We start from the raw sequence: 18,814 nt of genomic DNA on the forward strand, positions 1-18,814 counted from the left end.
CATGATCGGCACTTCTATTGTCGTACCGGATTATTTTTCCTGCCAGACCGGGATCCGTTTTTCAAAAAATGCCGTGACCCCTTCTTTTGCATCATCTGTGGTGCACAGGCGGGCAAAGGCTTCATTCATATAGGCAAACTGGGCATCGTAGGACATATCTTCGGAATGATAAAACGCCGTCTTTGCAATCTGGACCGCAATGGGGCTTTTTTGTGCCAGTTCTTCGGCCCACAGGCGGGCCTGGACATCCAGTGCTTCGTTGGCGACGATTTTATTTATCAGACCCAGGGAAAGGGCTTCCGGGGCTTTGATCAAGTTTCCGTAAAGCAGGAGTTCCAGGGCCTTTTTCCGGCCCACACACCTGGCAACAGGAAGGATGGGCCCAATACAGTTCAGTCCGACATTAATGGCCGTCAGTCCCATGCGCGAGGTCTCTGCAGCAATGACCAGGTCTGCAGCGGCAATCAATCCCATGCCGTTTGCAGCGGCAACGCCATGAAGCTGTGCAATGACCGGTTTTTTTATTTTTGAAAGGGTAACAAGGGGTGCCTCCATTCGTTCGATCCATTCGCGGTATTCAATGGCAGTCTTCCCGGCAAGTTCGGTTACGTCAATTCCAGCACAAAATGCCCTGCCTGCGCCCTTTATCAGAATCACCCTGACCGATGGATCGGTATCCAGCTCAACCAGCGCCTGATTCAGTTCGACAGCCATCTGGGTGCTGAAAGTATTCATGCTTTCAGGGCGGTTCAAGGTGAGTGTTGCCACATGATTCCCACCAATTTCAATGATCACCTGTTCAAATTTCATTATGACATCTCCTTTTGTATCGGTTGTCATCATCATCCTGTCCAAATTCCTGATTTACATGTTACCGTAGCAGTTACCAGGGGGAATGAAAAGAGTTGTCATATTATTTTGATGTTATCGGGTTTTCCAGACCGGGTACAAGGTCGCGTTATTAAATCGGATATACAGGTCTTTAAACGGTTTTGATACCATGAGAACCGCCTTTTTTTCAACGGAACCGGTAGCACTGCACTGGTTTCTGAGGTCAGAAAAATCCGCTTTTTCCAGGAGATATTTTAATGCACTGATGTGTGTTTCAATGATGCTGCTGTCCGGGTCAGTGTCGTCACATTTAAAACACTGCCTGACCAATCGCTCATATTCTCTTTTGGACGCAGTTTCAATACAGTGATGGCTTAAGTCTAAAATAATTGTCATAGCAAAAAGAGCCTGCTATAGTTTTTTTAATTTATCAGGGTATTCCCTGGCAAGGTCAACGTAAAGCTGTTTCCCCCAAGTCCAGAAATCTTTGTGTTTTTGTTTGACATCACCAAGGATTTTGAACGGCACCCCCCCTGTGATTTTTCCGTCAGGAATGATGGTGTTCTGGGGTATGACACAGCCTTCGGCTACAATGGCCCATGATCCGATGACCACATCAAAACCAATGATAGAACCAATGCCGATGACAGCATGGGATTTTATATATTTGCCGTGGACAATGGCCCCATGACCCACGGTAACTCTTTCTTCGAACTCCTGAACCCCATCGGGCTGGATATGGAGAATGGCATTCTCTTCTATGGCAGTTCCGGCCCCAATGATAATTTTACCATAATCTCCCCGGACAATGGCCCCATGACCGATATAACACTGGTCACCGATGGTGACATCGCCAATGACCCTTGCAGAATCGCTGATATATGCATCTTTTCCAATTTTGGGGATTTTTTCACCATATTGGTATACTGCCATGTTGTCTCCCGTTTTCAACCTTTATAATTTAGCAGGGTTTTTGTAATGATCTAAAATCGCATCTAATTTTTTTTGAATATAGTCACACGCCGAGCGGGCTTTTTTATAGGTGATGGTGGGCATGTCTGAAGACAGGTGTTCTATTTCCTGCTCATCCATCCCGGAAATTTTGTTGATGGCAAACACATCCACTTCACCCTCCTCTGCTAACAGCCCGCATCCGCTGATAACCCCAAGATACTCGTCGTTTAAAAAAATGGGGACCACCACCTTGAGCAGTCCGGCATCACATTCGTCAATTATATATTTTTTTGTCTGCATGGCCTGGTTAGACATATTCATATGGGCAACAGCACAGATAAACGTCTGCCCTTTATCCAGGGATTTGATGGCCGGACATAATTTGTTGGACCAGTTTTTGCTGTCGGTGATTCTAATCCCCTCTGTATTGAAGACAGAGGTTTGCAGGGTATAGGTTTTTGACACGTCAGATTCAAGTAAACGCCATCCTTCAAGGGATTGGATCTGGTTTAATTCCATTTTACGCATTCCTTGTTTGATTTTACAGGTTTTTCAAATTTTTTGACATGTAATTGCTCAATGCCTCCTGAACGGTCCTTGCCGCAAGTTCAGCGCAATGGACATCTTTATCCGGAAGCCTGCCGATGGTGGTTAAAACCATTTCTGATGTGATATCTGTTATTTCATCCGGGTCTTTGCCCAGGGTCAGTTCTGCAGCAAAGGAGCCGCTGACAGAACTTGAGGCACAGCCGTTGGTAAAATAGGATGCATCAGAAACCCGGTCATTCTCAAATTTTAAATAAATTTCCATGGTGTCACCACATTCTCCGGTCACACTGGCGTGGCCATCCGGATGTTCCATTCTGCCATTAAATTGGGGATGGCGCCATCTCTGAAATCCTTTTTCTCCCAGTTCCCGTTTGGCATCCTCAAATATTTCGTTTTGAAGGTTATCTATAAAGTCGTCTAAATTTTTCATGATTAAAATTTCTTCCCACAGCAGCTTCCCGGTCCTGCACATCCTTCAGCCTTGCCGGGAGAAGCCCCGCAACATGCCGTGTCTCCTAATCCGGGCAGGCTGTTTCTGGTTGGGCCTGACATGGCTGAATGGGCCGATACCTGCTTTGTCATGTTTGTACTACCGCATGATTTACATACGGGCGTATCGTGTCTCCCGATAATGAGGAGTTCATTTGATGCGTTGCAGTCCTTACATTTATATTCATAAAGGGGCATTCATCTCTCCTTTTTGTGAATGAATCAACCGGTGGGGGGATGAAGAAAAGCACCCTGTCTGTGAATGGGCATTTATTTGGTTTGGAAAGAGTGCTTTTCTTCTCCACTCGTGAACCGATTACCAGTGACCATCCTTATTGGCATCATCGGCAAAAACAACATTGCCCTGTTTAAATTTCTGGACCGCATCAATGACCCGTCCGCTCTGATCATTGACCACTTTTACACCGGCAGCTTCCAGGGTTTTAAAGGCATTGGGACCGCAGAATCCCGTCAACAATACCTCAACGTCCTTATCACTGACCGTTGTTGCCGCTTGAATCCCGGCGCCTTTGAATGAATCTTTATTCTCTTGATTATTAAATGCTTCAAATTCAAGTGTTTCCGTATCGACAATGAGGATATACGCAGCCCTTCCAAATCTTGGATCCAGTTGAGCATCCAGCGTATCTCCCTGTGATGTGACAGCTACTTTCATTTTTGCGTTCTCCTATACCCTATGTTACACCTGTCCGCCGCCGCCGCCACAGACTTGATCATTGCTGATTTCAGCCAGTTTGCCGGCAATCAGATCTTTTACAACCGGTTCTATTTCCGGGCGTTGATCATCATGATATACATCAATGCCCACCTGTCTGAAGCCCATCAACGGCCGCATGCCGATACCGCCGACGATGAGCGCATTAACCCTGTTTTCAGACAAAAGATTGACCGGTACCATGCAGCCGCCTTGGGCATGCTCCTGATTTTGGAGAATGGATACTTTTTTGATTTCACCATCTTCCACGTCAACAAAGGTAAAGACATCACAATGACCGAAATGGCCGGCCCTTGTTCCATTGAGTCCGCCCTGGCCGTTAGATGGAACTGCTATTCTTCCGTTTTTCATCATTTTATTGCTCCTATAAATGTTGCATTATATTGTTCACAGGTGTGTTGAATTCCGGCAGAGACACAATGGTGTCCCACACCTTTTGTATTTCAATACTGGCCTGTGAGTTCTTGTCGTATTCAAAAATCGTTTTTGCCTGGATCATGGATTCCGTAAACGTCTGATCAAATGAGATTTTGCCGGCAATCGCGATATGGGTCTTTTGGGCAAGGTCTTCAATTCTTTTTGTTTGATCCGGATTCAGATCATACTTATTGATGCAGACCATGGCAGGAATGTTAAAATGTCTGGCAAGTTCCCCCACCCGTTCCATATCATGGAAGCCTGAAACCGTGGGTTCTGCTATGATCAGTATGGCGGAAGCCTGACCGATGGCGGCAATGACCGGGCATCCGATGCCGGGAGGGCCGTCCGTCAGAATAAGGTCAAGATTGTTTTGGGTTGCCATTTTTTTTGCTTCCTGCCGGACAAGGGCCACAAGTTTCCCTGAATTTTCCTGGGCAATGCCAAGTCTTGCATGGACCATGGGGCCAAACCGGGTTCCTGAAATATACCATTGTCCGCAAATGGTCTCGGGAAAATCAATGGCCTGTTCCGGGCACAGGTCTACACAAACCCCGCAGCCCTCGCATGCAATGGAATCAATTTCAAAGGTGTCCCGGACCGCATCAAATTTGCAGACCTCAATGCAACGGCCGCATTGGGTGCACATGTCCGGGTTGATCACGGCTTCATGGCCGCCTACAAAATCAGTGGATTGTTTGAAATCAGGGTCCAAAATCAGGTGAAGGTCTGCTGCATCAACATCCGCATCACACATCACCATGTTTTTAGCCAGGGAAGCAAACGCTGCTGTGATGGTTGTTTTACCTGTTCCGCCTTTCCCACTTAAAATTACCAGTTCTTTCATCTGTTTTGTCCCCCCTTTTCTACCAATTGCGCTATTTTTTCGAACAAGTCCTGAAATTTTTCTTTATACTCAGGCAGTTTGTCAACAACCATCTGGCCGTTGGAATAAATTTGTGCAATTTTTTTATCAAAAGGGATTTCCATGAGGATGGGCAGGTGTTCCTTTTCTGAATATCGTTTAACATCGTCATTGCCCAGACCTGCCCGGTTGATGACAAGCCCGTGGGGGATGCCGAGGATTTTGACCGTTTCAACGGCAAGTTTGAGATCATGCAGACCAAACGGGGTGGGCTCGGTGACCAGCAGGACAAAATCCGCTTTGTTCATTGCGGCAATCACCGGGCATGAGGTCCCGGGAGGCGCGTCAATGATGGTGACAAGGTTCGGATCTGTATAGGACCTGACTTTTCGTATAATGGGGGGGGCCATTACCTGTCCGACATCCATGCAGCCCCGGACGAAAGAGATGCCCCTTGCTGATCCATGCTCAATGTCACCCAATGATCGTTTTTTTTCAAGAACCGCACCTTCGGGGCAGACTTCAAAGCAGCCTCCGCAGGAATGGCAGAGGGTGTCAAAGGTAAGGACTTCTTTTTTTAAAACAGCAAGGGCACCAAACCTGCAGATGTCCATGCATTTTTTACAAAACGTGCATTTTTCCAGGTCAATTTCCGGTACCGGTGCAATGACCGGTTCTTTTTTCCCCATGACCGGATTTAGAAAAAGGTGGCAATTGGGTTCTTCAACATCACAGTCAAAAAGTTGTACCTTCTGTTCAATGGAAAGTGCAAGATTGGTTGAAACCGTTGTTTTTCCGGTCCCTCCTTTACCACTTGCAACACTGATAATCATTATATGGGTTCTCCTTTTGGTTTGCTTGTCCGGTTTGAAATTCGGGCGATGTGGTTCAGGTGATCCAAAAGATTCTGGGCCTGCTCTTTACCCGGCACCAAAGGAAACTGCATCAGAACGCCTAAGCCTTCATAGGCTTCATGAAACGCCTTGTGGTCCAGTGCGCTTAATACCACACAATTCATCATGGCATTCTTAAAAAGGACATTTTCGATCAGCTTTCTTCCTGTCATGTCCGAAAGGTGTTCATGGGTAATGAACAGGTCGAAGTTTTCTTCAGAAAGTTTAGAAAGGGCATTTTGCGCCGTATCTGTCCATTCAGTGGTGACATTATTTTCTGAAAAGGCTGTTTCCAGTTCTGAAAAATTGTTTTTTTTCTGGCTTACCAGCAGTACATGCGTCATATGTTGTTAACTCCCTTGATGTTTCATATTTGGTCCTGCGTTTATCCCATATGCAAGCCATGTGCCATAAATAAAAATAAAAGAATTAATTGATAATAATATAATGATTTTAGGATGTTAAGAAATTGTTGGGTGGGTTGGTTTGTTTAAAAAAAAGAAATGGTCGCGGTTATGCGACCATTCGAATCGTTAATGATTCGATGGGGCGGGTATTTGTTTGACCATTTTTATTTTATTGAATCCCTCCGGGGTATGACTGTATTCGACGGTATCCATCACCTGCTGAATAATATAAATGCCCAGTCCCCCGGGTTTGATCTCATCCATTTTGCGTGCTTCAATCGAATCGATATCAAATTGAATCCCATCATCAAGAACCGAGATGATGATACGATGGGTTTCCTGTCGAATGGTCAGATCAATCGTCCGGTTATGATCATTTTTATAACTGTGCTTGATTATATTGGAGCAGGCCTCATCAACCGCCAGAATGATATTTGTCGATTCTTTTTTTGACAGATCTGTTTTCGAGAGGGCATCTGTGATCACTCTCCTGATACGTTTCAAGTTCCTGGGGTGTGACCTTACGCTGAAAAAAATGGGTTCCGGGTTCATAACGGTGTCAATCCGGTATTCGTTGAAGCATATTAATACGGACCAAATACCATCAGGGTCAAATCGTCGCTCTGGCCCTGGGTTTCGGTAAATTTATCGACAGCACCCTTGATGCCTTTGATCATTAAATCAGGATCATTGGTCTGTCGTGCAATTACGGATAAAAGCCTGTCAATCCCAAACAGGTCATTGTTGTTGTTTTTTGCCTCAATAACCCCATCCGTATACAGCGTGATACTTGAATTCTTTTGAAGCGTAAAATTTTCCTGGGCATATTCAAGGTCCGGGATAATCCCCAATGGCGGCCCTTTTTTGGTGTCATGACCTAATAGTAAAACCCCTTCATCGTCAGAATAAATGGGGAAGACATGCCCTGCGTTTGCCATTTGTATGCTGTTCTCAACAGTATCCAGCAGCATGTAAACAAGGGTAACAAACATCCCCCGTTTTGCCCGTTCACACAGCACGTTATTTATATGGCTCAACAGTTCCCGGGGCTCGGGATATAAAAGGGCGAAATATTGAAAATCACTGGTAAGCCTCGCCATGAAGAGGGAAGCTGAAATGCCTTTTCCTGAAACATCCCCCAGCACAATTCCCAATTTGTTTGTGGGCAATTTGAAAAAATTGTAAAAATCTCCTCCGATTTCCAGGGCCGGTTGATTTAAAGCGGCAAACCGATAGGTTTCAAGTGTGGGAAGCATTCTGGGTAAGAAGCTTTCCTGTACCTCTTTGGCAAGTTTTAAATCCCTTTCAAGGGTTTCCCTTTGCAGAATGATTTTATGCATTTTAGCCGTATCAATGGCCACCGCAGCGCTGCTGCTGATGGTGACCAGCATGTCCAGTTCTTCATTAGAAAAAATAAAGGGGGGCGTGATTTTGTTAATCACCTGGATAACCCCGATGATTTTATTGCGAACCTTAAGGGGAACACAGAGCATGGCCCGGGTTCGGTAGTTTGTTTTTTTGTCATGCTCAGTAGAAAATTTCGGGTGCTGGTAAGCATCTTTAATATTAAGGGGGATGCCGGTTTCTGCGACGAGTCCTGCAATCCCCTGTCCCTTTTTCAATCGGTAGATTTCTTTGATGTCATCGCCGACATCCCCAAGGGCAATATGAAATATCAGGTCTCCTGTTTTTTCGTCTAGTAACAGCATACTGACCGCATCAGCTGAAAAGGCTTTTCTAGTCGTCTCCATGACATTGGACAAAAGCTTTCCAATAGAAAGTTCGGAGTTTATCAGGTTAGCGATTTCAATGCAGTTGGACAGACGTTCAACTTTGCTGATACAGGCCTTGAGATCTGAGGCATTATCGGTAATCATATAGGGGTAAATGTTTTTTTCCATGACCATATTAAATTTTTATATAAAGCCTTGCCGGGTTTGTCAATCTTTGTAATTATCGTTGACACGGAAAATCGGGTACGTTATCTTGAAATCCATAAACAGATAAGTGATAAATAAACGCTATGATCAAAGTAGAAAATCTTGTAAAAAAATATGGCAATGTTACCGCTTTAAATCACTTGAATTGTCGGTTTGAGACGGGAAAAGTCACTGTTATCCTCGGTGGCAGCGGGTCAGGGAAAAGTACCCTGCTACGGCAGCTTACCGGCCTTGAAAAACCGGATTCAGGGTCTGTTTACTTTGATGGCGTGAACCTGACAACGGCAAACAAGAAAAAATTATATGGCATCAGAAGAAAGATGGGAATGCTGTTCCAGGGATCTGCTCTTTTTAATTATTTAAACATTTTTGAGAATATAGCGTTTCCCTTGCGGGAACACACAAAAATAGCCGATAATATCATAAAGACCATCGTGACCATGAAACTGGAGATGGTGGGATTACGGGGGACTGAGAAGCTCATGCCCTCCCAGTTGTCCGGGGGGATGATGAAACGGGTGGGGCTTGCCAGGGCCATGGTGATGGATCCTAAAATCATTTTTTATGATGAGCCCACATCCGGTCTAGACCCTATCTCTACCGGAGTGATTGACAAGCTGATCAAGGACCTTAATCAGGCGCTGAATATTACCTCTGTCGTGGTTTCCCATGATATGGAGTCCTGTTTTAGAATTGCCGATAATATCATGATTCTTTTTTTCGGGGATATTATTGCAGAAGGGACCGTGGAAGAAATACGTAATAGTAAAGATTTGAGGGTGAAACAGTTTATCAATGGGGAGCCTGAAGGGCCCATTCCATTTACCCGGACGGATAAAAATTATTTAGATGAAATTCTATTCAGATGACATTTCGTTTGATTAAAGGAGCGTTGTGAGTTTGGAAATTGCCGCATCACTTGGCCGTATCACTTTAAATCGTCTTCAGATCCTGGGCAGGAGTGGCATCTTTTTGTTCATGAGTGTTTTCCAGGCGTTTTTACCGCCGTTCAGGATACCCCGCCTGGTGAAAGAAATTGAATTTATCGGATCAAAGTCCTTTTTGATTGTTTTTGTCACCGCCCTTTTCACTGGGATGGTATTGGGTATTCAGGGGTATTATTCATTAAGCCAGTTTGGCGCAGAAGCAGCTTTAGGGGTGATGGTGGCCCTTTCAATCATCCGAGAGTTGGGGCCGGTGCTTTGTGCATTGATGGTCACCGGCAGGGCCGGGTCTGCCATTACTGCGGAAATTGGCATCATGAAAATTACGGATCAGTTTCCGGCGCTTGAAATGATGGCCATTGATCCGTTGAAATATGTGATCAGCCCTAAGGTGGTTGCCGGAATTATTTCCCTGCCGCTTTTAACGGCTTTTTTTGATCTGGTGGGCATTGCCGGGGGGTACCTTGTCGGGGTGAAGTTACTAGGGGTCAATGAAGGCGCCTATTTAGGCAAGATGGTGAAAGCCATCACATTTACCGATATCCATGGGGGAATCCTGAAATCGCTGTGTTTTGGCCTTTTGATTACGTGGATATCATCATTTATGGGGTTTACAGCTGAACCCACCACCGAGGGCGTGAGCCGTGCAACTACCAATGCGGTTGTCCTGACCTCTCTGTCTATTCTCATTGTGGATTATATCTTGACATCTTTATTACTATAGGATTTAACGTATTCATCATGTATGGAAGAAAAACAGAAGTATCCGTCGGTATTTTCATGATGGTGGGCATTGCCTGCCTGGTCTATTTATCCGTTAACCTGGGCAATGTTGACCTTTTTGGATCTGACGATTTTGTGATTGATGCCAGCTTCGGATCCATAGAAGGTCTTGAGATTAGTGCCTCCGTTGAAATTGCCGGCGTGCAGGTGGGGAAAGTAACAAGAATTACCCTGGAAGAAAATCAAGCCCTTGTACAGATGGAAATTAAAAAAGGAACTCAAATATCCGATGATACCATTGCTTCCATTCGGACAAAGGGGGTTATCGGAGACAAATTTGTCAAATTATCACCGGGCGGTTCTGATGAAATGTTGGGAGATAACGACTCATTGATGGATACAGAGTCTGCTATCAGCCTGGAAGAATTGGTCAGCAAATATATTTTTGAAAAATAACAGGCTTATGAGTTTTAAAATCAAGAACACAGAAAAAGAAAATATCGGTATTATCATCGTTGAGGGTGAAGTTGATATGTTCACCTCTCCAAGTTTGCGGGATAAACTGCTGCCCTACTTTGAACGAGGGGTTAAGGGGGTTATCGTAGACCTTTCCGGGGTCTCATTCATGGACAGTTCCGGCATTGCAACCCTTGTCGAGGGGCTTCAATGGAGTAAAAAAAATATAAAGGAATTTATATTGACAGGATTGGGTGACAATGTGCTGAACGCACTTTCCCTGACAAAGCTGGATAGAGTGTTCAATATAAAAGCAGATACAGATGATGCATATAAAGAATTGTCTGAACGGTAAAAATCTTTTTTATTTCAGGAGGTATCAATGAAACGGGTTGGAATGGGTGTGCTTATTGTCTTTGCGGTCTGTATCTTTTTTTCGGTAAATAATGCCGGTGCGTCATCTGTTCAGGATCAGTTGAAAGCCACCATTGATCAAGTGATGGCCATATTGCGGGATCCATCTCTCAAGGGAGACGCCCAGACTGAAAAAAGAAGAGCCGCCCTTCGGCGGGTGATCCATGAAAGATTTTCTTTTGCCAGAATGTCACAACTGAGTCTTGCCCGACATTGGAAAACAAGAAGTGATGCGGAAAAAAAAGTCTTTGTCGAGCTGTTTGGGCAACTCCTTGAGCAAACCTATGTCGCCAAAGTAGAAGCCTATAACGATGAGAAGGTGGTCTATTTAAAAGAATTTGTAAAAGAAAAACGAGCACAGGTCAATACAACGGTTATTACCGGCACACTTGAAATCCCCATTGATTATCGACTGTATCAATCAACAGATGGCTCATGGATGGTCTATGACATCGTCATCGAAGGTGTCAGCCTGGTGGGAAATTACCGCTCCCAGTTTGATCAGATCCTGCAGAAAGATCCGTATGAAAAATTAGTGGAAGAATTGAAAAAGAAAATTAACAGCTGATGGGTGCCATAAAACCGGTTGATTGGGATCAGGGCTGGGAAATCCAGGACACTTTTTACAATACCCTCTACAACAAGGCAGCGCACCTGTTAAAGATACGGCTGAATACCCTTCATACCCGAGTATCTTACCATTGTGCCCTGAATCTCCTGGCAACAGAAGGGGGAAACCCACGGGTTGTTCTCCCGGCGATCTTACTGCATGATATCGGCTATTCGCAACTTCCTGAAACCGAGATTAAGGATGCCTTTGGCCCGAAAATCAAAAACCCCGAACTCCAGAGATGTCATGAGCTTGAAGGAGTTCATCTTGCCGGGAAGATACTGCGGGAAATAGACTATCCGGCTGATATGATTCAGCGTGTTCAAGCAATTATTGATGGCCACGATACAAGGGAAACGGCTCACGATAGAAACGATATGATTGTCAAAGATGCCGATAAGCTTTGGCGCTACAGCTTCGAGGGGTTTTATTTGAACTATCAATGGTTCGATTTAACACCGCGAGCGTATATGGATAGATTGATATCAAAAATTCCAGTATGGTTTTTTACGAACACAGCCAAAACCTCAGCCATTGAACAAGCAGAAAAACGCAGGAAAGATTTAAAAATACTGAAATGAAGAAGGCGGGTTTGTTGAGTCAATAATTCATTTTACCCGGAATAACCCCCCGGACGCCTCCCCGGGGATTCGGGGTGTCATCCTTTCTTCGGGGAATGAGGTGAATGTGGGTATGAAAGATGGTCTGGCCTGCGGTTTCTCCGCAATTGACACCAATATTAAAGCCATTCACCATTGGATCCTGTTCCAGGATTTTTTTTTTCAGTGCTATCATTAATTCATGGGCATCGCATCTTTCCTGCCGGGTCATTTCAAAATAATCAAGACAATGCCGCCTGGGGATGACCAGCATGTGGTCCAGACTGACGGGTGAACTGTCCCGGATGGCAAAAACCGTTTTGTTTTCACCGATGATTGTTAAGTGTTCCGTCCGGCAAAATGGACAATGGATCGGTGATCCCGGGCGGCTTTCTGGTAAAATAATAGGGTCGCTCATTTGATCTTGGATGGCATGGTTATAATAACAACTCAATTTTCGGGGTGCCATTTATGTCTGACCCCTTCCGTTAAAACTGAAGACCGAACGTTGAGTTAACAATAATCAATGTATGTATTATCAGGGTATACCATAAACAAAATATTTTTTAAAAATAAATTTTTAATTGAAAATGGATGGGGTTATCATATAGTATATTAAGGTATGTATATTTTTATGGATATGAGATACAATATGTTATTAATTATTTAATATAAAACGACAATATAAAACCGCTAACACAAAAGGAGAATAAGCATGGAATTTGGATCGATTGATGAAATATTAAGTTTTGCTGTTGACAAGGAAGAAGAAGCTGTTGCATTTTACCTGGCGTTAGCCAAAGAAGCCACCAGGGCTTCCCTTAAAGAAACGTTTGAGAGATTTGCAAAAGAAGAAGAAAAACATGTGGCACTTCTTTCAGATATTTCAGGCAACAAAGAGAAAATTGATTCCTATGAGTTTAAGAAAGTTACAGATCTTAAAATCAGTGATTACATGGTGGAAGTGGAGTATGAAGAGGGGATGCCCATGCCGGAAATCCTTAAACTGGCCATGAAAAGAGAAGAAAAAGCGGTTAAGCTTTACTCCATGCTGGCAGATCAGACGGACAATGCGGATGCTAAAAAGGTGTTTACGATTCTTGTTCAGGAGGAATCAAAACACAAGCTGGGTTTAGAATCAATGTACGATGATTATCTGGCAGATCAGGATAATTAATTTGTATTAGTCAAAAAAGGTTGATGGGGTATCCTGTCAGCCTTTTTATCCCTCCTGATACCCCTTTCATCCCAGTGAATTCAGCGTGCCGGAAAAAAGGAAGAAAAGTGGATTTAAAATGTCTATTCAGACCAGCGACCATGGCAGTTATCGGTGTGTCCACATCCCAGGACAACCACCCCGCTAATGTGATTTACAATAAAAACAATTTGCGGTATCCGGTGAAAACATTTCCCGTGAATCCAAAGGGGGGACTTTTGAACCGGGAACCCCTTTATCCCAGTGTCGGGCATATCCAGGAGGATGTTGATATGGCCGTCATTGCCGTCCGGGCAGCGTTTGTTCCCACGGTGGTGGAACAATGTATACAAAAGGGCGTCAGGGGTGCGGTGATTGTCTCGGGCGGATTTGCAGAAGCCGGAAATTCAAGTTTGCAGCAGCGGGTGGTGGATATTGCCAGAGAGGCAGCTTTCCCTTTTGTCGGTCCCAATTGTCTGGGGATTTATGCCCCTGATCATGTGGATACCTTTTTCCTTCCCGGTGAAAGAATCATTCGCCCGGACAAAGGAAATATCGGGTTTGTCAGCCAGAGCGGCGGCGTCCTGGTGGATCAGATGGTCAATTTTGCAGGCCAGGGGATTGGTTTGTCTCTTGCCGTGAGCATTGGAAACAAGGCCTATGTCAGGGAAACAGACATGCTGGACTGGTTTGATCGGGACCTTGGGACAAAGGTGATTGCTTTTTACGTTGAAGGGTTTGAACGAAGGGAAGGGCGACTTTTTGTTGAAAAAGTCGAGCAATGTTCCAAACCGGTGGTCATCCTGAAGGCGGGAAAGAGTAAAAAGGGGAGTGAGGCGGTTTCCAGTCATACGGCATCGTTGGCCGGGGATTACAGGGTCTTTTCTGAAATCATGAAACAGCATTGTGTGGCTGAGGCAGAGAATGAATATGAACTGGCCGCCTTTTGTGAGGCATTGAGTTGCTATCCCCAAGGGATTAACGGCAAGATCGGTATTCTTTCTCTGAGTGGCGGTCATGGTGTTATCGCTGTTGATGCCTGTGAATTGAACGATATCGCCGTCCCCCGTTTAGAACAGGAAACAATGGATAGCATTAAAAAGCGACTGTCACCGGAAATCAGAAAAATCGCCTCCCTTGTCAATCCCCTGGATCTTACCGGGAGTTCTGTGGACAGTGATATTGTTATGGCTGCAACGTATTTGTCAAGGGATAAAAATGTTGAGTGTGTACTGGCGTTGCTGCTTCCCTATTCGCCGGGTGTTTCAGCCGATATTGGGGCAAAGCTCAGCCAGGTGGCAAGAAATGAGGGCAAACCCATGATTGCATATGTTCCCAAGGAAGATAAATATAAAATTATCATCGAAGGGTTTGAACTCAATAATATCCCGGTGGCCTCTTCTGTGGATGGGGCTGTTTTGATGGCAAAAGCATTGAAGAGGTGTCGACCATGGTAAACGAAAACAGCGGGAAAATCCTGGAAAAAAACAAGTCCTTAGGATGGGTACAGGAACCGGATGCCAAAGCCTTGATGAAATTACAGGGGCTTGATATCCCGGATTTTATTTTAACCGATTCCTTTGAAGCGGCAGATCAGTTTTTAAAGGCATCTAAATCTCCGGTTGTCGCAAAAGCGGTTTCAAAGAAAATCCTTCATAAGACAGAGGCCCAGGCCGTTGTTACAGGAATTAGCTCCAGTGAGCATCTGAAAACTGAAATGGCCAGACTGCAAACCCTTGACGGGTGTGAGCACATATTGGTTGAACAGATGGTTCAGGGCCTTGAGATTATCATCGGGGCCAAAAATGATTATCAGTTCGGCCCTGTTATTGTTTTTGGCATTGGCGGCACTTCTGTTGAAATCTATAATGATACGGCTATCCGAATGGCCCCCCTTAAGCCGGGGGATGTTTATTCAATGGTGGAATCACTTACGGCAAAAGAGATCATATCCGGATACCGGGGAAGCGCCGGGGTGAACATGCAGATCCTGACGCATTTAATGGTCAATTTTTCCTATTTGATCATGGCGTTTGAAAAGGAGATTGAATCCGTGGATTTGAATCCCGTGATCTGTACCCGGAACCGGTGTGTCATAGCGGATGCAAGGATTATATTGTCGTCTTTTCGAACGGCAGGGGAAGTGGGTTGACACACACCTGTATCACGAGACAATAGCACGATAAAATTCAGGAAAGGCCTATGTCTGATCACCAGCAGTTAAAAATAATGTCCTGGAATGTAAACGGGTTGCGGGCTGTCATGAAAAAAGAGTTTGTCACCTGTATCCATGATCTTGATCCCGATATCCTCCTGCTCCAGGAAACAAAGCTTCAGGAGGACCAGCGGACCGATGAAATGATTCGGTTATTGTCCTATGAATCGTTCTGGTCCTATTCAACCGTTAAAAAGGGCTACAGTGGGGTTGCTGCCTATTCAAAACAAACACCGGATCGCGTGACCACCTCATTTTCCATGCCTGAATTTGATAATGAAGGCCGGGTTATTCGATTGGATTATCCGGGGTTTATCTTGTTTAATGTTTATTTTCCCAATGGTCAGATGAGTGATGAGCGGCTGCAGTATAAGCTTGATTTTTATGATTGGTTTTTAACCTATGCCAATCAATTGAAAGACCAGGGCAAAAGCCTGATCGTGACGGGTGATTTTAATACGGCTCACAATGAAATCGATTTAAAAAATCCCGGACCCAATGCCAAGCGATCCGGTTTTTTAAGGGTCGAAAGGGATGTTTTGGACCGGATGATTGACATGGGGTATGTGGATACCTTCCGGCATTTTTATCCTGAAAAAGTCAAGTATTCATGGTGGTCTTACCGCTTTAATGCGAGAAAAAACAATGCCGGCTGGCGCATTGATTATTTTTTTGTCACAAAAGACATTATCGATAAAGGCGTGGTCAAAAACGCCTTTATCGATAATGATGTCTTTGGATCAGATCATTGCCCCGTTGGTATTGTCATCAATATCTGACCGGGGCTGCCCATGCCCGAACCGGTTTCCCGGCCAAACTCAGCGCATGTCTATCGGACGGACCCCGTAATCTGACATGGCGAATCCGGTTGGAAGATTAATCTTTAAACACCAGTTTGCCACCAATAAGTCCGGCAGCACCTGCAGCCGCCAGCATGATGATGTTGATGAGAATAAATACCCAGGCCGTGGAAGACGATAAAATCTGGGGATCCAGCAGGTACCAGGCAAAACTGATGACACATGAAACCGTCGTCAGTGTGACAGCCATGATTTTTAATTTAAAAATCACCGTCAGGGCCCCATTGTATTTTTTCTTCCATTCCAGAATGCCTGTGAAAATAACAAACGGGAGGGTAATGATGACAAAAATCAGGTTGATGAATGCGACCCGGGCAAAAAGGTCAGAGCTGAAAGCCCAGGCGATGAGCCAGAAAATAACAACTGCCGGCAGTATGCCGTTGGGGGAGTGCACGGATACCGGGTGCGCATGGTGCTGGATCAACAGGGTGGTGATTTTTTTAAATCCTTTTTCATCCGGTGGCGGTGCTTGAGCCGGTTGGGGCTCAGATTTACTGGGCCCGGACTCTATTGCGGCTGTTTTTGTTTTCGGCGGTATTTTTTTGGGGGATTTTTCCGGTATGGAAGCCTCATCAATTTGCACAAACTTGCTTGCATCCACGCCGCAAACCGGACATTTTTCAGGCGGTGTATCCCCCCTGTGTATATATTTGCATACACTGCATTGCCAAACTTTCATTGGTGGTTTCCTTATTTGATAGTTAACGGTCATCCATATCCGTAAATACACATTCATCCGGTCCACAATAGTCACCGACATATGCAGCACCCGGCCTGTAGAGAGAGGGCTTGGGTGCTGCCATGGCAAATTGCTCTTCAATGACATGGGCGGCCCATCCACTGACCCTTGAAACAGCAAAAACCGGTGAGAAAAGATCCGTGACAATACCCATGGCATAGAACAGGGACGCACTGTAGAAATCTACATTACTATAGATCTCCCGTTGCTTTTTTGCCTTGAACGCTGCTTTTCCTTTTTGTTCAAGTTCCCTTGACAGCTCATACCACAGGGGTTGCTGGGCGATTTGCCCCATCCGTTTGCTCATGGGGGCAAGGATGATGGCCCGGGGGTCATCTGTCTGGTAAACCGCATGGCCCAGTCCCATGATCAACCCGCCCGAGTTCAACACATTATTGATGTAAGCATCAATTTTTTCAGCAGAGCCGATTTCCATTAACATTTTCATCACCTTGACATTGGCACCCCCATGAAGGGAACCGGAAAGAGACCCGATGGCTGCAGATATGGCCGCATAAATATGGGCCCGGGTGGATGCCACCTGCCGTGCCGTAAATGTTGACGCATTGAACGAGTGTTCCGCATGCAGAACAAGGCTTGTGTCAAAAAAGTGACTGGTTTCATCATCAGGGATGTCACCGGTGAGCATATACAGAAAATTTGCCGCATGGGATAAGGTATTGTCCGGTGAAATGACCTCTTTTTTGTTTCTGATCCGGTCCCATGCAGCCGTTATGATGGCGATGCCGGCGATAAGATTTTCCGCACTGTAAAGTGTATTTTCAATGCCGGGCTGTCCAATGGTCTTATCGGTTTGAATCAACAAAGGTGTTGCCATTTGCAGGACGTCCATGGGGCTCATATCCGGGGGAAGTGTTTTGAGAAAAGAAAAGATATTCTCAGGAACACGTCGTTTTTGTTTCAGGCTTTCCTGAAAATCTGCCAATTCCTGTTTTTTGGGAAGCCGTTCGTACAACAACAGAAAACAAACTTCTTCAAACGTTGCATGCCGGGCCAGATCTTCAATCAGAAAGCCTCGATAGATCAGCTTTCCTTCTTTCCCCAGTACATTACAGATTTTTGAACTGGCCACATCAACACCACGAAGGCCGGTATTCATGACCGGTATACATTCATCCATGAATATCTCCTAAATAAATTAAACGGTTTTTTCAGGGGGTCTTCTTTCGGGAACATATTCCGCCTCAATTTCTTTGTTATGAAGCGCCTGGGAAATATAAAGGCCACAAAAGCAGGCCCCGAATTCCTCCAGGTCAGGTTCCCTGTAATCACAGGGACAGATAATATCTTTGTCCTTTTCCCTGTCATTACAGGCAAGTCTGCAGGGGCAGGCCATATATCCATATCGTTCTTTGTTTAAAAGAAGGGCTTCAAGCAGTTCAAATACCAGATCCTTGTCTTTATTAAAAAAGATGCCTTTTGCCTCCTGGGATTTTCTCAATGCCGCATATAATTCTTCAACTTTCATTATGAATCCCTAATGCCTCCTTGATTTGTTTTTCTTTATATCCGACAATAACAATTTCGTTGATTTTAATGGTGGGAAAAGAACAGCGGGGATTCAGCTGTTTAATGTCCGCCAGAATGGCTTTTCTCTCTTCCCCTTCCAGATCGTCCACTTCAATGTACTCATATTCAACATTACATTCGGAAAGCAGTTTTTTGGTTGACTTGCAATGGCTGCAAGTACTTAATGCATATAATGTTGTTTTAGCCGTTGCCATTTAATTCTCCTTTGATAGTATGGGGTTTAAAAAACAGTCCTGTCCTGATTTGATTTTAGATATTTGATTTTTGCATGTTTTATGCCGGATTTGCAAGTTTAAAGTATGATTTGGCCAGGGCCAACGCAAGTAAATATTATAAGGTCCCTATGGTCTTGGTAACTGGCAATGGTCAGCCGAACATGACTTCCTCCAGATATTTCGGGTCTAAAGCTGCATTCAATCTTTTCGTT

28 protein-coding genes are annotated in these 18,814 nt (G+C 44.8%); 10 read left to right on the top strand and 18 right to left on the bottom strand.

Features of this window, described 5'->3' with window-relative positions; all coding sequences use genetic code 11:
• Positions 1–30: 30 nt before the first annotated feature.
• The 13 genes from Q1Q15_RS19955 to Q1Q15_RS20015 form a co-directional block, all read right to left on the bottom strand.
• Positions 31–810 carry an enoyl-CoA hydratase-related protein gene (locus Q1Q15_RS19955; protein WP_300463977.1) on the bottom strand — a complete coding sequence of 260 codons (780 nt, stop codon included), beginning with the start codon at positions 808–810 and terminating at the stop codon, positions 31–33.
• A gap of 114 nt (positions 811–924) precedes the next feature.
• Positions 925–1,227 carry a hypothetical protein gene (locus Q1Q15_RS19960; RefSeq protein WP_300463978.1) on the bottom strand — a complete coding sequence of 101 codons (303 nt, stop codon included), beginning with the start codon at positions 1,225–1,227 and terminating at the stop codon, positions 925–927.
• A gap of 15 nt (positions 1,228–1,242) precedes the next feature.
• The gene (locus tag Q1Q15_RS19965; RefSeq protein WP_300463980.1) at positions 1,243–1,764 is read right to left on the bottom strand and encodes a gamma carbonic anhydrase family protein; all 522 of its coding nucleotides are present in this window, start codon (positions 1,762–1,764) and stop codon (positions 1,243–1,245) included.
• Positions 1,765–1,785: 21 nt separating this feature from the next.
• Positions 1,786–2,304, bottom strand: coding sequence for a PocR ligand-binding domain-containing protein (locus tag Q1Q15_RS19970; protein ID WP_300463982.1), 519 nt, complete (start codon positions 2,302–2,304; stop codon positions 1,786–1,788).
• A gap of 22 nt (positions 2,305–2,326) precedes the next feature.
• Positions 2,327–2,764 carry an iron-sulfur cluster assembly scaffold protein gene (locus Q1Q15_RS19975; protein ID WP_300463984.1) on the bottom strand — a complete coding sequence of 146 codons (438 nt, stop codon included), beginning with the start codon at positions 2,762–2,764 and terminating at the stop codon, positions 2,327–2,329.
• A gap of 2 nt (positions 2,765–2,766) precedes the next feature.
• Positions 2,767–3,021 carry a zinc ribbon domain-containing protein gene (locus Q1Q15_RS19980; protein ID WP_300463986.1) on the bottom strand — a complete coding sequence of 85 codons (255 nt, stop codon included), beginning with the start codon at positions 3,019–3,021 and terminating at the stop codon, positions 2,767–2,769.
• Positions 3,022–3,139: 118 nt separating this feature from the next.
• Positions 3,140–3,499: a NifB/NifX family molybdenum-iron cluster-binding protein gene (locus tag Q1Q15_RS19985; protein WP_300463988.1), complete on the bottom strand. Its 360-nt coding sequence runs from the start codon at positions 3,497–3,499 to the stop codon at positions 3,140–3,142.
• A gap of 24 nt (positions 3,500–3,523) precedes the next feature.
• Entirely contained in the window at positions 3,524–3,910 is a 387-nt protein-coding gene (locus Q1Q15_RS19990) for a NifB/NifX family molybdenum-iron cluster-binding protein (protein ID WP_300464024.1), read from the bottom strand.
• 13 nt (positions 3,911–3,923) lie between these two features.
• Positions 3,924–4,823, bottom strand: a complete 900-nt coding sequence (locus Q1Q15_RS19995; RefSeq protein WP_300463990.1) for an ATP-binding protein — start codon at positions 4,821–4,823, stop codon at positions 3,924–3,926.
• Positions 4,820–5,674 (bottom strand): ATP-binding protein, encoded by an 855-nt coding sequence (locus tag Q1Q15_RS20000; RefSeq protein ID WP_300463991.1) that lies wholly within the window; start codon positions 5,672–5,674, stop codon positions 4,820–4,822. The genes Q1Q15_RS19995 and Q1Q15_RS20000 overlap by 4 nt, the downstream gene beginning before the upstream one ends.
• Positions 5,674–6,078, bottom strand: a complete 405-nt coding sequence (locus tag Q1Q15_RS20005) for a hypothetical protein (protein ID WP_300463993.1) — start codon at positions 6,076–6,078, stop codon at positions 5,674–5,676. Before Q1Q15_RS20005 ends, Q1Q15_RS20000 begins: the two co-directional genes overlap by 1 nt.
• Positions 6,079–6,267: 189 nt before the next feature.
• Positions 6,268–6,693: an ATP-binding protein gene (locus Q1Q15_RS20010; RefSeq protein WP_300463995.1), complete on the bottom strand. Its 426-nt coding sequence runs from the start codon at positions 6,691–6,693 to the stop codon at positions 6,268–6,270.
• Positions 6,694–6,725: 32 nt separating this feature from the next.
• Positions 6,726–8,042 (bottom strand): SpoIIE family protein phosphatase, encoded by a 1,317-nt coding sequence (locus tag Q1Q15_RS20015; protein ID WP_300463997.1) that lies wholly within the window; start codon positions 8,040–8,042, stop codon positions 6,726–6,728.
• Positions 8,043–8,164: 122 nt separating this feature from the next.
• Between Q1Q15_RS20015 and Q1Q15_RS20020 the strand changes: the two genes are divergently transcribed.
• From Q1Q15_RS20020 to Q1Q15_RS20045, 6 genes are read left to right on the top strand one after another with little or no spacing between them, the layout of a single operon-like run.
• A complete protein-coding gene (locus Q1Q15_RS20020; RefSeq protein ID WP_300463999.1) occupies positions 8,165–8,950 on the top strand; it encodes an ABC transporter ATP-binding protein in 786 nt (261 codons plus the stop codon).
• Between the two features lie 25 nt (positions 8,951–8,975).
• Positions 8,976–9,749: an MlaE family lipid ABC transporter permease subunit gene (locus Q1Q15_RS20025; RefSeq protein ID WP_300464001.1), complete on the top strand. Its 774-nt coding sequence runs from the start codon at positions 8,976–8,978 to the stop codon at positions 9,747–9,749.
• A 17-nt stretch (positions 9,750–9,766) separates the two neighbouring features.
• Positions 9,767–10,204 (top strand): outer membrane lipid asymmetry maintenance protein MlaD, encoded by a 438-nt coding sequence (gene mlaD, locus Q1Q15_RS20030; RefSeq protein ID WP_300464003.1) that lies wholly within the window; start codon positions 9,767–9,769, stop codon positions 10,202–10,204.
• Positions 10,205–10,211: 7 nt separating this feature from the next.
• A complete protein-coding gene (locus Q1Q15_RS20035) occupies positions 10,212–10,559 on the top strand; it encodes an STAS domain-containing protein (protein ID WP_300464004.1) in 348 nt (115 codons plus the stop codon).
• Between the two features lie 27 nt (positions 10,560–10,586).
• Complete coding sequence (locus tag Q1Q15_RS20040) at positions 10,587–11,186, top strand: ABC transporter substrate-binding protein (protein ID WP_300464006.1); 600 nt, start codon at positions 10,587–10,589, stop codon at positions 11,184–11,186.
• On the top strand, positions 11,186–11,809 hold the full coding sequence (locus tag Q1Q15_RS20045; RefSeq protein ID WP_300464007.1) for an HD domain-containing protein: 624 nt from the start codon (positions 11,186–11,188) through the stop codon (positions 11,807–11,809). Before Q1Q15_RS20040 ends, Q1Q15_RS20045 begins: the two co-directional genes overlap by 1 nt.
• A gap of 19 nt (positions 11,810–11,828) precedes the next feature.
• On the opposite strand, the gene Q1Q15_RS20050 is transcribed toward Q1Q15_RS20045, so the two are convergent.
• The gene (locus Q1Q15_RS20050) at positions 11,829–12,296 is read right to left on the bottom strand and encodes an HIT family protein (RefSeq protein ID WP_300464009.1); all 468 of its coding nucleotides are present in this window, start codon (positions 12,294–12,296) and stop codon (positions 11,829–11,831) included.
• Positions 12,297–12,542: 246 nt separating this feature from the next.
• Between Q1Q15_RS20050 and Q1Q15_RS20055 the strand changes: the two genes are divergently transcribed.
• From Q1Q15_RS20055 to Q1Q15_RS20070, 4 genes are all read left to right on the top strand, one after another.
• A complete protein-coding gene (locus tag Q1Q15_RS20055) occupies positions 12,543–13,004 on the top strand; it encodes a ferritin family protein (protein WP_300464011.1) in 462 nt (153 codons plus the stop codon).
• Between the two features lie 107 nt (positions 13,005–13,111).
• Positions 13,112–14,479 carry a CoA-binding protein gene (locus tag Q1Q15_RS20060; RefSeq protein ID WP_300464012.1) on the top strand — a complete coding sequence of 456 codons (1,368 nt, stop codon included), beginning with the start codon at positions 13,112–13,114 and terminating at the stop codon, positions 14,477–14,479.
• Positions 14,473–15,174, top strand: a complete 702-nt coding sequence (locus Q1Q15_RS20065) for an acetate--CoA ligase family protein (RefSeq protein ID WP_300464014.1) — start codon at positions 14,473–14,475, stop codon at positions 15,172–15,174. The genes Q1Q15_RS20060 and Q1Q15_RS20065 overlap by 7 nt, the downstream gene beginning before the upstream one ends.
• A gap of 50 nt (positions 15,175–15,224) precedes the next feature.
• Positions 15,225–16,016 carry an exodeoxyribonuclease III gene (locus Q1Q15_RS20070; RefSeq protein ID WP_300464015.1) on the top strand — a complete coding sequence of 264 codons (792 nt, stop codon included), beginning with the start codon at positions 15,225–15,227 and terminating at the stop codon, positions 16,014–16,016.
• A gap of 97 nt (positions 16,017–16,113) precedes the next feature.
• Here Q1Q15_RS20070 and Q1Q15_RS20075 read toward each other — a convergent pair whose 3' ends face one another.
• From Q1Q15_RS20075 to Q1Q15_RS20090, 4 genes are read right to left on the bottom strand one after another with little or no spacing between them, the layout of a single operon-like run.
• Positions 16,114–16,776 carry a rubredoxin-like domain-containing protein gene (locus Q1Q15_RS20075; RefSeq protein ID WP_300464017.1) on the bottom strand — a complete coding sequence of 221 codons (663 nt, stop codon included), beginning with the start codon at positions 16,774–16,776 and terminating at the stop codon, positions 16,114–16,116.
• Positions 16,777–16,798: 22 nt separating this feature from the next.
• On the bottom strand, positions 16,799–17,977 hold the full coding sequence (locus Q1Q15_RS20080) for a citrate/2-methylcitrate synthase (RefSeq protein WP_300464019.1): 1,179 nt from the start codon (positions 17,975–17,977) through the stop codon (positions 16,799–16,801).
• An 18-nt stretch (positions 17,978–17,995) separates the two neighbouring features.
• Entirely contained in the window at positions 17,996–18,325 is a 330-nt protein-coding gene (locus Q1Q15_RS20085) for a ferredoxin-thioredoxin reductase catalytic domain-containing protein (protein WP_300464020.1), read from the bottom strand.
• A complete protein-coding gene (locus Q1Q15_RS20090) occupies positions 18,315–18,581 on the bottom strand; it encodes a glutaredoxin family protein (protein ID WP_300464022.1) in 267 nt (88 codons plus the stop codon). The genes Q1Q15_RS20085 and Q1Q15_RS20090 overlap by 11 nt, the downstream gene beginning before the upstream one ends.
• Between the last annotated feature and the right edge of the window lie 233 nt (positions 18,582–18,814).

The organism is Desulfobacula sp. (assembly GCF_030145145.1).
GTDB lineage: Bacteria > Desulfobacterota > Desulfobacteria > Desulfobacterales > Desulfobacteraceae > Desulfobacula.

Coding starts and splice junctions, on each gene's coding strand:
- Q1Q15_RS19955 (WP_300463977.1), bottom strand. CDS start 810: ATGAAATTTGAACAGGTGATCATTGAAATTGGTGGGAATCATGTGGCA.
- Q1Q15_RS19960 (WP_300463978.1), bottom strand. CDS start 1,227: ATGACAATTATTTTAGACTTAAGCCATCACTGTATTGAAACTGCGTCC.
- Q1Q15_RS19965 (WP_300463980.1), bottom strand. CDS start 1,764: ATGGCAGTATACCAATATGGTGAAAAAATCCCCAAAATTGGAAAAGAT.
- Q1Q15_RS19970 (WP_300463982.1), bottom strand. CDS start 2,304: ATGGAATTAAACCAGATCCAATCCCTTGAAGGATGGCGTTTACTTGAA.
- Q1Q15_RS19975 (WP_300463984.1), bottom strand. CDS start 2,764: ATGAAAAATTTAGACGACTTTATAGATAACCTTCAAAACGAAATATTT.
- Q1Q15_RS19980 (WP_300463986.1), bottom strand. CDS start 3,021: ATGCCCCTTTATGAATATAAATGTAAGGACTGCAACGCATCAAATGAA.
- Q1Q15_RS19985 (WP_300463988.1), bottom strand. CDS start 3,499: ATGAAAGTAGCTGTCACATCACAGGGAGATACGCTGGATGCTCAACTG.
- Q1Q15_RS19990 (WP_300464024.1), bottom strand. CDS start 3,910: ATGAAAAACGGAAGAATAGCAGTTCCATCTAACGGCCAGGGCGGACTC.
- Q1Q15_RS19995 (WP_300463990.1), bottom strand. CDS start 4,823: ATGAAAGAACTGGTAATTTTAAGTGGGAAAGGCGGAACAGGTAAAACA.
- Q1Q15_RS20000 (WP_300463991.1), bottom strand. CDS start 5,674: ATGATTATCAGTGTTGCAAGTGGTAAAGGAGGGACCGGAAAAACAACG.
- Q1Q15_RS20005 (WP_300463993.1), bottom strand. CDS start 6,078: ATGACGCATGTACTGCTGGTAAGCCAGAAAAAAAACAATTTTTCAGAA.
- Q1Q15_RS20010 (WP_300463995.1), bottom strand. CDS start 6,693: ATGAACCCGGAACCCATTTTTTTCAGCGTAAGGTCACACCCCAGGAAC.
- Q1Q15_RS20015 (WP_300463997.1), bottom strand. CDS start 8,042: ATGGAAAAAAACATTTACCCCTATATGATTACCGATAATGCCTCAGAT.
- Q1Q15_RS20020 (WP_300463999.1), top strand. CDS start 8,165: ATGATCAAAGTAGAAAATCTTGTAAAAAAATATGGCAATGTTACCGCT.
- mlaD (WP_300464003.1), top strand. CDS start 9,767: ATGTATGGAAGAAAAACAGAAGTATCCGTCGGTATTTTCATGATGGTG.
- Q1Q15_RS20035 (WP_300464004.1), top strand. CDS start 10,212: ATGAGTTTTAAAATCAAGAACACAGAAAAAGAAAATATCGGTATTATC.
- Q1Q15_RS20040 (WP_300464006.1), top strand. CDS start 10,587: ATGAAACGGGTTGGAATGGGTGTGCTTATTGTCTTTGCGGTCTGTATC.
- Q1Q15_RS20045 (WP_300464007.1), top strand. CDS start 11,186: ATGGGTGCCATAAAACCGGTTGATTGGGATCAGGGCTGGGAAATCCAG.
- Q1Q15_RS20050 (WP_300464009.1), bottom strand. CDS start 12,296: ATGGCACCCCGAAAATTGAGTTGTTATTATAACCATGCCATCCAAGAT.
- Q1Q15_RS20055 (WP_300464011.1), top strand. CDS start 12,543: ATGGAATTTGGATCGATTGATGAAATATTAAGTTTTGCTGTTGACAAG.
- Q1Q15_RS20065 (WP_300464014.1), top strand. CDS start 14,473: ATGGTAAACGAAAACAGCGGGAAAATCCTGGAAAAAAACAAGTCCTTA.
- Q1Q15_RS20070 (WP_300464015.1), top strand. CDS start 15,225: ATGTCTGATCACCAGCAGTTAAAAATAATGTCCTGGAATGTAAACGGG.
- Q1Q15_RS20075 (WP_300464017.1), bottom strand. CDS start 16,776: ATGAAAGTTTGGCAATGCAGTGTATGCAAATATATACACAGGGGGGAT.
- Q1Q15_RS20080 (WP_300464019.1), bottom strand. CDS start 17,977: ATGGATGAATGTATACCGGTCATGAATACCGGCCTTCGTGGTGTTGAT.
- Q1Q15_RS20085 (WP_300464020.1), bottom strand. CDS start 18,325: ATGAAAGTTGAAGAATTATATGCGGCATTGAGAAAATCCCAGGAGGCA.
- Q1Q15_RS20090 (WP_300464022.1), bottom strand. CDS start 18,581: ATGGCAACGGCTAAAACAACATTATATGCATTAAGTACTTGCAGCCAT.